Origin of the sequence: Pseudomonas syringae, from assembly GCF_021606685.1 — a bacterium.
GTDB lineage: Bacteria > Pseudomonadota > Gammaproteobacteria > Pseudomonadales > Pseudomonadaceae > Aquipseudomonas > Aquipseudomonas syringae_R.
This window is the reverse complement of the sequence record NZ_WKCB01000001.1, coordinates 191,811-201,002: the sequence shown is the minus strand read 5'-3', so window position 1 is coordinate 201,002 and position 9,192 is coordinate 191,811. Positions and strand designations below refer to the sequence as shown.

8 protein-coding genes are annotated in these 9,192 nt (G+C 59.1%); 4 read left to right on the top strand and 4 right to left on the bottom strand.

Going from position 1 to position 9,192, the window contains the following annotated elements; translation table 11 throughout:
• Positions 1-104: 104 nt before the first annotated feature.
• From GIW02_RS00850 to GIW02_RS00840, 3 genes are read right to left on the bottom strand one after another with little or no spacing between them, the layout of a single operon-like run.
• Positions 105-731 carry a PAS domain-containing protein gene (locus GIW02_RS00850; protein ID WP_236414398.1) on the bottom strand — a complete coding sequence of 209 codons (627 nt, stop codon included), beginning with the start codon at positions 729-731 and terminating at the stop codon, positions 105-107.
• Positions 731-1,864, bottom strand: coding sequence for an NAD(P)/FAD-dependent oxidoreductase (locus tag GIW02_RS00845; protein ID WP_236414396.1), 1,134 nt, complete (start codon positions 1,862-1,864; stop codon positions 731-733). Before GIW02_RS00845 ends, GIW02_RS00850 begins: the two co-directional genes overlap by 1 nt.
• The gene (locus GIW02_RS00840) at positions 1,861-2,793 is read right to left on the bottom strand and encodes an ornithine cyclodeaminase family protein (RefSeq protein ID WP_236414393.1); all 933 of its coding nucleotides are present in this window, start codon (positions 2,791-2,793) and stop codon (positions 1,861-1,863) included. The genes GIW02_RS00845 and GIW02_RS00840 overlap by 4 nt, the downstream gene beginning before the upstream one ends.
• Before the next feature lie 185 nt (positions 2,794-2,978).
• Between GIW02_RS00840 and GIW02_RS00835 the strand changes: the two genes are divergently transcribed.
• A complete protein-coding gene (locus GIW02_RS00835) occupies positions 2,979-3,647 on the top strand; it encodes a hypothetical protein (RefSeq protein ID WP_236414390.1) in 669 nt (222 codons plus the stop codon).
• Between the two features lies 1 nt (position 3,648).
• Here the strand turns inward: GIW02_RS00835 and GIW02_RS00830 are convergent, their stop codons facing one another.
• Positions 3,649-4,587, bottom strand: coding sequence for a LysR family transcriptional regulator (locus GIW02_RS00830; RefSeq protein WP_236414389.1), 939 nt, complete (start codon positions 4,585-4,587; stop codon positions 3,649-3,651).
• Positions 4,588-4,695: 108 nt separating this feature from the next.
• Here GIW02_RS00830 and GIW02_RS00825 point away from each other — a divergent pair, with 108 nt between their 5' ends.
• The 3 genes from GIW02_RS00825 to GIW02_RS00815 all read left to right on the top strand — a co-directional run bounded on the left by GIW02_RS00825 (position 4,696) and on the right by GIW02_RS00815 (position 9,048).
• The gene (locus GIW02_RS00825) at positions 4,696-6,195 is read left to right on the top strand and encodes a CoA-acylating methylmalonate-semialdehyde dehydrogenase (RefSeq protein WP_236414387.1); all 1,500 of its coding nucleotides are present in this window, start codon (positions 4,696-4,698) and stop codon (positions 6,193-6,195) included.
• Between the two features lie 302 nt (positions 6,196-6,497).
• Positions 6,498-7,436 (top strand): pectate lyase family protein, encoded by a 939-nt coding sequence (locus tag GIW02_RS00820; RefSeq protein WP_236414385.1) that lies wholly within the window; start codon positions 6,498-6,500, stop codon positions 7,434-7,436.
• Positions 7,437-7,797: 361 nt separating this feature from the next.
• On the top strand, positions 7,798-9,048 hold the full coding sequence (locus tag GIW02_RS00815) for a glycoside hydrolase family 68 protein (protein WP_236414383.1): 1,251 nt from the start codon (positions 7,798-7,800) through the stop codon (positions 9,046-9,048).
• The last annotated feature ends 144 nt before the right edge of the window (positions 9,049-9,192 follow it).

Sequence of the window (9,192 nt, the reverse complement as noted above, 5' to 3'; positions counted from 1 at the left end):
GCTTAGGGCTTTCAGGAGAAACCTCAGTGCCTTTACTGGGGCTGCTGCGCAGCCCAACGCGGGCAAGCCCGCTCGCCACATTTGATTTCCACAGCGTTGGATCATCAGCTCTTGAGTTCTTTCAGATGCTTGTAAACCGTCGCGCGCCCCATGCCCAACACATTGGCCACATAGTTCGAGGCGCTCTTGCCCTTGAACGCGCCTTCAGCATGCAGCGCCAGCACCAGCTCGCGCTTGTGGTCGCGAGTCAGCAGGTTAAGGCTCAGCTGGCGCTCGCGCATCCAGGCATGCAAAAAGGTATTGATGCGCTCCTGCCAGTCATCGCGAAACAGTGAGTCCGGTTGCGCGATCAGCTTGCTCGGCGACAGGAACAGGTCCAGCGCCGCCTTGGCGTTTTCGAACAATGAGATATTCAGGTTGATGCACAGCACTGCCAGGGGGCGATCGTTGGCGTCGCGCAGTACAGTGCTCAGGCTGCGAATTTTCTGACCGTCCCAATTGAGCTTTTCGTACGGGCCGATATTCACTTCGCTGATGTCATCGCTGAGCATGTCCTCCAGTGCCGAGTCATCACCAATCGTGCGTTTGGACAGGTTGTTGGCGATGTAATCGACTTTTTGCGTGCGCAGGTCATGCAGCACCACCTCCGCGTGGGGAAAGAACAGCGTGGCAATTGCATCGCTGATCGCGCGGAAATTGTGCATGACGTTGTCGTGTTCAGCGGTGTTCATCAATGGGGCTCCAGGCGGGCGGGGGAGAGCATACCAGCGTCGAGGCCGAACCGCGTCAGTTGCTCCGGCAGTGCTGCGCCGCGTACCAGCGCCGCGCTGGCCTGGCCCATGGCCGGTGACGTCTGGATGCCATAACCGCCTTGCGCTGCCACCCAGAATAGCCCAGGCACGTTTGAATCGAAGCCGCTGAGCAAATCGCCATCGCGCACAAAACTGCGCAGCCCGGCCCAGGTGCGCGTCGGGCGGCGGATGGTCAAGGTGGTGGCTTCTTCGATCTGGTAGATCCCCATGGCGATATCCAGCTCTTCGGGCTGGACATCCTGCGGCTCCACCGGGTCGGCGTTGGCCGGCGAGCCGAGGAACATGCCTGCATCGGGCTTCATGTAAAAGGCTTCGTCGAGAGCCACCAGCATCGGCCAGGCATGGCTGTCCACGCCTTGCGGCCCGGCGAAGATAAATGCTGAACGGCGCTTGGGTTGCAGGCCGATGGAGGCGGCGCCCGCCAGTGCACCGATCTGGTCGGCCCAGGCGCCGGCGGCGTTGATGAGGGTTGGCGCGGTGAAGGTCGCATCTGTGGTGGTTACCTGCCACACACCGGCGCTGTCACGGCTCAGCCCCAGCACGTGGCTGTCGGTACGCACTTCGCCGCCGTTGCGGCGGATACCGCGCAGATAACCCTGGTGCAGTGCGTCGGTGTCGATGTCGCTGGCGGTCGGGTCATAGATCGCACCATGTACCTTTTCACGGCGCAGGATCGGCAATTTCGCACAGGCTTCATCCGCATTTAGCTGTACGACCTGCGGCACTGTGGCCTTGGCGCTGAGGTATTGCGCATTCAACTCGGCCGGGTCGCCGCTGAAGTCCACCGTCATCTCGCCGCGTGGCGTCAGCAACGGGTGCTCGCAGAAACCCGGTGGCGGGTTGTCGAAAAACTCACGGCTGGCCAGGGTCAACGCACGCACCTGCGGGGTGCCATAGGCGGCGGTGTAGAGCGCCGCCGAACGCCCGGTGGAGTGATAGGCCGGGTGGCTTTCACGCTCCAGCACCAGCACCTTGGCGTGTTGCGACAACCAGAAACCCGTGGAGGCGCCGGCAATACCGCCGCCAATGATGATGAAATCTGCGTGGCTCATAGCTGTCTCCAGAGGGCATTCGCCAGTGCAATGTCTTCCAGGCCCAGGCCGATGGAGCGGAAAAACACGTGGCGGTCGTAGGACGGACGCGGCACTTGGTCGCTCAGCAGTTCGGGCAGGTCGCCGAGTATGGCGCTCGGGTTCCAGCCGTGCTGTTCGGCAGCGATCAGCATTTCGCCGGCCGCGCCTGGGGTAGTAGGGCGATAGTCGCAGAACACCTGCATGTCGTTGAGGCTCTGGGGCGGTACTTCATGGGCGCGCGGGGCATTGGTGCTGATGGAGGTGATCAGCGCCGGTTTGCTCAAGCGCGCCGGGTCGATCACCGGCCCGGCCGACGAGGTGCACAGCAGGATCACGTCAGCGTCATGCAACGCGGCATCGCAGGTTGCAGCGATGTTTAAACGCGGGTCCAGGTTTTCAAGTTGGGAACTGGCCCCGGCCAGGCTCGGCGAGAACAGGTTGATGGCCTGCCAGCCCCGCAGGTTTTTCACGTAATGCAGATGGGCCTGGGCCACCTTGCCGCTGCCGATAATCGCCAGGCGCCGGGCGTTCTGAGGGGCCAACGCATCCACCGCCAATGCGGTGGTTGCGGCGGTGCGCGCGGTAGTCAACTCGGCGGCGTCGCACAGCAACACGGGCTGGCCGGTGTGCATCGACATCAGCAGGGTCCAGGCGGTGACCAGCGGCCCTTGCTCACGCACGATGTAGGGCGAAGTCTTCACCCCGTACACGCCATCTTCAGCCAGCACGCCCAGGTAGTTGATGAAGTCGCCGGCGCCCTGCGGGAACTCGACTAGCTGTTGCGCTGGCTGCACTGCCTGCCCGGCCGCCAGGTCGCGGAACAGTTTGCGCAGGATCTGCGGCACATCAACCTGGGCGAGTAATTGCCGGGCTTGGGTTTGGTGGATCACGTGGGGTGTGCTGGGCATGGGAGGCTCCGTTTTTAAACTTATTTGTCCATTATGGACTTTTTGTTCTGTTGGGCAACATCCCTTTAGCAAATAGCCACCCAGCCGCAGCGATCATCGCGAAAAGGTCTAGCTACCTGTCAACGTTGACAGGTCACGGCATCCGGACGACGGCATAAATTCAGCACGACTCAGGGAGAGAACACATGAAACCCATAGTCTTGTTCGCAGGCCTCATCTTTGCTGCCGCTTGTTCCCTCATATCGGCTCAACCCCTTGCATGGAATGATCCGGATATCAGTGATGGGCCCTGCAATGCGCCGCCTGCGATTACATACCCTGCGCCCTTGATCAATGCGTTGATGGCGTTGCCGCAAGGTTTCAGGATCTACCTGCCCCTTGGTAATGCGGCTTACTATCGATGGATTTACCAGAAGGTCCACGCAGGTACGCCGGCGACAGACCCAGCTCAACTGTTATTACTCAAGCCAAGGGTGAGATTCCCGTCACTGGTTGCGCTACTTGGATTAGCTGACGGGACGGTTGACGTCTATGGCCTTCTCCCTCCTGCAGGTAGGTGGTATCAGGTTCGCGCTATTCCAACTAACGCAGTGGCCACTGTTTTACTCGCCAGTATTGTTAACGCAAGCCCTGGGGCTGCGCCGTTCGGGTTTGGCGGTACGGTCCTGCCAACACGCTACGTGTGGGCAGACAGCACCACTACAGTCGAGTGGCACTGCTTTGAAGGGGATGTTCAAGTGTTTAATGTCCTCTCATCTACACCCGCGCTTACACCTCAACAAATCTCGGACATCTCAGCCGTTTTGCAACCTTATGGCTTCAAGTCTCAGAACTTTATGACGATGCCGTATTAAGTCATCCCGTAAACCTGAACCCTCCCGACAATTTTTCCTTCAAAAAACCCACCAGCGCGCTCACCGACTTGGGCACATGCGGCGAATACGGCCGTATCAAGTAAATCTCATCGGCAAACGCGCCCTTGAGTGTCCAGCCCTTGAGCACCTGCACCAGCTTGCCGCTGGCCAGCGCGGCGTGGGCGCTGAAGTCCGGGAGCAGGGCGATGCCCAAGTGGTTGAGGGCCGAGTCGCGCAAGGCTTCGCTGTTGTTGGTGGCGAAGCTGCCGGCGATGGGCACGGTCAGGCGCTCGACGTTTTTTGTGCCGCGCTCGAACGTCCAGGCGGGCTGGTCAGTGCCGCGTGGATAGAACAGACAGTTGTGCGCCGACAGGTCGCCAGGCTCGCGGGGTTCGCCGTGCTGTTGCAGATAATCACGGGTGGCCACCAGCACCGAGCCGGTGTTGCACAGCTTCCAGGCCACATGGGTTTCCGGCACCTGGAAGCCATGGCGCACGGCCAGGTCGTAGCCTTCGGCGGCCAGCGAACTCAGGGCATCCGACACGTCCAGTTGAATGCGCACCTGCGGGTACTGCTGCAAAAACTCCGACAGGTGCGGCACCAGTTGTTGCCGGGCGAACGCCACCGGGGCGGTGAGGCGCACCAGGCCGCGAATCTCGCCGACCGAGTCGCGTACCGACGAGAAGCTGCGGGCGATCTGTTCGTAGGCACTGCGCACTTCACGGGTCAACGACAGCCCCGCATCGGTCAATCGCACACTGCGCGTTGTTCGCGTCACCAGCCGCGTGCCGGTCGCCTTTTCCAGGTCCGAAATACGCTGGCTGACGGCCGATTTGCTCACCCCCAGGCGCGCGGCGGCGGCGGTGTAAGTGCCTTGTTCCTCCAGCACCGACAGCCAGTGGATATGGGTCCACAGCCCTTCGATCTCGGCCTTTTCCATAGGAGTATTGTTCGCTCATGAGGACAATAAGTTCAGGATTCTGCTCTGGTTTGGAACAAAGCGAAAGCCTAAGGTGTGTACCAACGCTACCCACCTGGATCGACTGCCATGACAACTACAATCGAGCACTACATCAACGACCAGCGCGTCAGCCGCGATGATCGCTATCAGGACGTCTATAACCCGGCCACCGGTGAAGTCACCGGGCGTGTCGCGCTGGCCAGCCGCCAAACCGTTTCCGAGGCCGTTGCCGCCGCGCAAGCCGCCTTCGCCGAGTGGGCCGACACCCCGCCGATCCGCCGCGCCCGCGTGTTGTTCCAGTACCTGCACCTGTTGCGTGAGCGCAAGGACGACCTGGCGCGCATCATCGTTGCCGAACACGGCAAGGTCTTCACCGACGCCCAGGGCGAAGTCGACCGTGGCATCGACATTCTCGAATTTGCCTGCGGCATCCCGAACCTGCTCAAGGGCGAGCATTCCGATCAGGTGTCGCGTGGCATGGACAACTGGACGATGCGCCAGCCCTTGGGCGTGGTGGCTGGCGTCACGCCGTTCAATTTCCCGGTGATGGTGCCGATGTGGATGTACCCGATCGCCATTGCGGCGGGCAACACCTTCATCCTCAAGCCGAGCCCGACCGACCCGAGCGCCTCGCTGTTCATGGCCGAACTGCTGCGCGAAGCGGGCCTGCCCAAAGGCGTGTTCAACGTGGTGCAGGGCGACAAGGAGTCGGTGGACGCGCTGATCGAACACCCGGACGTCAAGGCTGTGAGCTTTGTCGGCTCCACGCCGATTGCGCAATACATCTATGAGACCGGCGCGCGCAATGGCAAGCGTGTACAAGGCCTGGGCGGCGCGAAAAACCACATGGTAGTGATGCCCGACGCCGACATCGAAAAAACCGTCGACGCGCTGATGGGCGCCGCCTACGGCAGTGCCGGCGAGCGCTGCATGGCGATCTCGGTGGCGGTGTTGGTGGGTGATGTCGGTGACAAAGTCATCGCCGCCCTGACCGAGCGCGCCAAGCAACTGCGCATCACCGATGGTCGCGACCTCAAGGCCGAGATGGGCCCGATCGTGTCCCGCGCCGCGTTGGAGCGCATCAGCGGCTACATCGAACAAGGCGTGCAAGCCGGTGCGCAATTGCTGCTCGACGGGCGTGACTACGTGCCGACCGAAGCGGGCCTGGAAAACGGTTTCTGGCTCGGCGCGACGCTGTTCGACCACGTGACCCAAGAGATGAGCATCTACCGCGAAGAAATCTTCGGCCCGGTGCTGGCCTGCGTGCGCGTGAATGATTTCGGCGAGGCGATCAAGCTGGTCAACGACCACGAGTTCGGCAATGGCGTGAGCTGCTTTACCCGCGACGGCAACATCGCCCGCGAATTTGCGCGGCGCATCCAGGTGGGCATGGTCGGCATCAACGTACCGATCCCGGTGCCGATGGCCTGGCACGGTTTTGGTGGCTGGAAGAAGAGCCTGTTCGGCGACATGCATGCCTACGGCACCGAAGGCGTACGCTTCTACACCAAGCAGAAGTCGATCATGCAGCGCTGGTCGGAGAGCATCGAGCAGGGTGCGGAGTTTGCGATGCCAGTGTCCAAATAGCCGAATTGAAAGCACAAAGCAGGGCAAATGTGGGAGGGGGCTTGCTCCCTATAGCGGAGTGTCAGTCACTGTATAGGTGGCTGACCCACTGCAATCGGGAGCAAGGCCCCTCCCACATTTTTTTCCGCGTAAGGGTTGACGGTTGGGTGATTGCCAAATACTGTATATAAACACAGTGTTTAAGCGCTGACCGACCATCACTCGGCAATCTCAGCCATGCCAAACACTGTGTGCAAGTTAACGGATTAACTTGATGCACAGGCTCGTCAACCCGAGCCATTTTATTGATAGAGAGGGAACTCATGTCGTATCCAGAAAGCAAACTCACCGGTTTGACCGGTTTCGCCCTTGCGGCAAAAGTCACTGGCGGCTGGTCCGGCCCGGTGGTCAGTATCACCACGCTCGATCAACTCAAGGCCAACATTGGCGACACCACCCCTCGGGTGCTGGTGATCAACAGTAATATTTCGGCGTCGAGCCTGACCAAAGTGAACATGGGCGCCAACAAGACCCTGATCGGATCTTTCCAGAACCGCACCTTGGAGAACATTCACCTGCGTGCCACGGCGCAGTCGCAGAACATCATTCTGCAGAATATTATCTTCAAGCATTCGGCAAGTATTAAGGCCAATGACGATATTCAGGTCTACCTGAACTACGGCAGTAAATACTGGATTGACCATTGCTCTTTTGTCGGCCACACCTGGTCTACCACGGACGGCAGTGAAGACAAGCTGGTGTATATCGGTGAGAAGGCCGACTACGCCACTATCAGCAACTGCTTCTTCGGTAATCACAAGTATGGCTTGATCTTCGGTCACCCGGCGGATGACAACAAAGCGGAGTTCAATGGCTACCCACGCCTGACGATTTGCCACAACCGCTTCGATAATATGGAAGTGCGCGCGCCGGGCTTGATGCGTTACGGTTATTTTCACGTGTATAACAACTACGTGAACAACTTCCACCTTGGCTTTACCTTGGCGCAGAATGCCAACATTCTTTCTGAAAGTAATTACTTTGGCGAGGGTAGCCAAAATAAAGGCATGTTGGACGATAAAGGCACCGGTACCTTCACCGACACCAACAGTGTGCCCGCGATCACTAACCAAAAGTCGCCGAAGGCGCAATGGACGGCAAGCTCCAACTACAGCTACACCTTGAAAACCGCGGCCCAGGCCAAGGATTTCACCCAGAAAAATGCTGGCGCTCAGGCGGCGGCGCTGGTCTTCGGTGGCTGAATCCAACCGCTTCTTTAACGATTGACCTTCCTCAGGAGCGCCTCGATTGATCGAGGCGTTGCTTACCCACACGTGGATAAAGATACGAGCGCACGAAAGATGGTAGTTGTTTAGCTAGCTTTCTATTAAATAGGTCTTAATAGCGCATGCCATTATTTTTATATCAAGGATATAAGTACAGTGATGGCCTTTGTAATCTAAATAATTCTTCATGTTGAGGTGAGCAGGGTTCCATGTTAAACCTTGTTTCGCACTTATAGAGCCAACAACGGCTCGCTCTTTTCAGTCGCAATCAAGTTGCTGGCTGTGAGTGTTATTTAATCTTCGCTTGTCACTAAAGCGTCAGTAAAAGGACATCATCATGAAACCTGCGAATCACACACCCACTCGTTGGACTCGGGCCGATGCGCTGAAAGTTAATGAAAATGACCCGACGACGACACAGCCGTTAGTGAGTCCCGACTTTCCTGTCATGAGTGACACCGTGTTTATCTGGGACACCATGCCCTTGCGTGAGCTGGACGGCACCGTGGTATCGGTCAATGGCTGGTCGGTGATCTTCACCCTGACCGCCGACCGTCGCCCCCACGACCCACAATTCATCAATGCCGATGGCCGTTACGACATCAAGCGTGACTGGGAAGACCGTCACGGCCATGCGCGCATTTGCTACTGGTACTCGCGCACTGGCAAAGACTGGATCTTCGGTGGTCGCGTGATGGCCGAGGGGGTTTCGCCGACCACCCGTGAATGGGCGGGTACGCCGATCCTCATCAACAACAGCGGCGATATCGATCTGTATTACACCTGCGTAACGCCGGGCGCCACGATTGCCAAAGTCAAAGGCCGGGTGGTCACCTCGGACACCGGCGTTACGCTGGAAGGGTTCACTGAGGTCAAGTCGCTGTTTGAAGCCGATGGCACGTATTACCAGACCGAAGCGCAGAATTCGACCTGGAACTTCCGCGACCCCAGCCCGTTTATCGACCCCAGGGACGGCAAGCTGTACATGGTGTTTGAAGGCAATGTCGCCGGTGAACGCGGTACTCACGAAGTAGGCCCGGATGAACTCGGCCTGGTGCCATCGGGGCATGAAGAGGTTGGCGGCGCGCGTTATCAGGTGGGTTGCATCGGCATCGCCGTGGCCAAGGATCTGAGCGGCGAAGCATGGGAAATCCTGCCGCCGCTGGTGACGGCGGTGGGCGTGAACGACCAAACCGAGCGCCCGCATTATGTGTTCCAGGACAACAAGTACTATCTGTTCACCATCAGCCACAAGTTCACTTACGCGGACGGCGTGACGGGGCCGGATGGCGTCTACGGTTTTGTTGGCGAGCATCTGTTTGGTTCCTACACGCCCATGAATGCCTCGGGGCTGGTGCTTGGCAACCCACCCTCGCAGCCCTTCCAGACGTATTCGCATTGCGTGATGCCCAATGGCTTGGTGACCTCGTTTATCGACAGCGTACCGACCACCGGTGATGACTACCGTATCGGCGGCACTGAGGCGCCCACGGTGAGGATTGTATTGAAGGGCGACCGTTCGTTTGTGCAGGAGGCCTACGACTACGGTTACATCCCGGCGATGCGTGATGTTGTACTGAGCCAGTAAACCCGGCAAAAAGGTTGCGAAGTGGCGAATGCCGCTCAGTTAAGAGATAGAACTGGCAACCGCTGACCTGTGGCGAGGGCGCTTGCTCCCGCTGGGTTGCGAAGCGGCCCTGAACAGGGGGCTGCTGCGCAGTCCAACGGGAGC

Coding starts and splice junctions, on each gene's coding strand:
- GIW02_RS00850 (WP_236414398.1), bottom strand. CDS start 731: ATGAACACCGCTGAACACGACAACGTCATGCACAATTTCCGCGCGATC.
- GIW02_RS00845 (WP_236414396.1), bottom strand. CDS start 1,864: ATGAGCCACGCAGATTTCATCATCATTGGCGGCGGTATTGCCGGCGCC.
- GIW02_RS00840 (WP_236414393.1), bottom strand. CDS start 2,793: ATGCCCAGCACACCCCACGTGATCCACCAAACCCAAGCCCGGCAATTA.
- GIW02_RS00835 (WP_236414390.1), top strand. CDS start 2,979: ATGAAACCCATAGTCTTGTTCGCAGGCCTCATCTTTGCTGCCGCTTGT.
- GIW02_RS00830 (WP_236414389.1), bottom strand. CDS start 4,587: ATGGAAAAGGCCGAGATCGAAGGGCTGTGGACCCATATCCACTGGCTG.
- GIW02_RS00825 (WP_236414387.1), top strand. CDS start 4,696: ATGACAACTACAATCGAGCACTACATCAACGACCAGCGCGTCAGCCGC.
- GIW02_RS00820 (WP_236414385.1), top strand. CDS start 6,498: ATGTCGTATCCAGAAAGCAAACTCACCGGTTTGACCGGTTTCGCCCTT.
- GIW02_RS00815 (WP_236414383.1), top strand. CDS start 7,798: ATGAAACCTGCGAATCACACACCCACTCGTTGGACTCGGGCCGATGCG.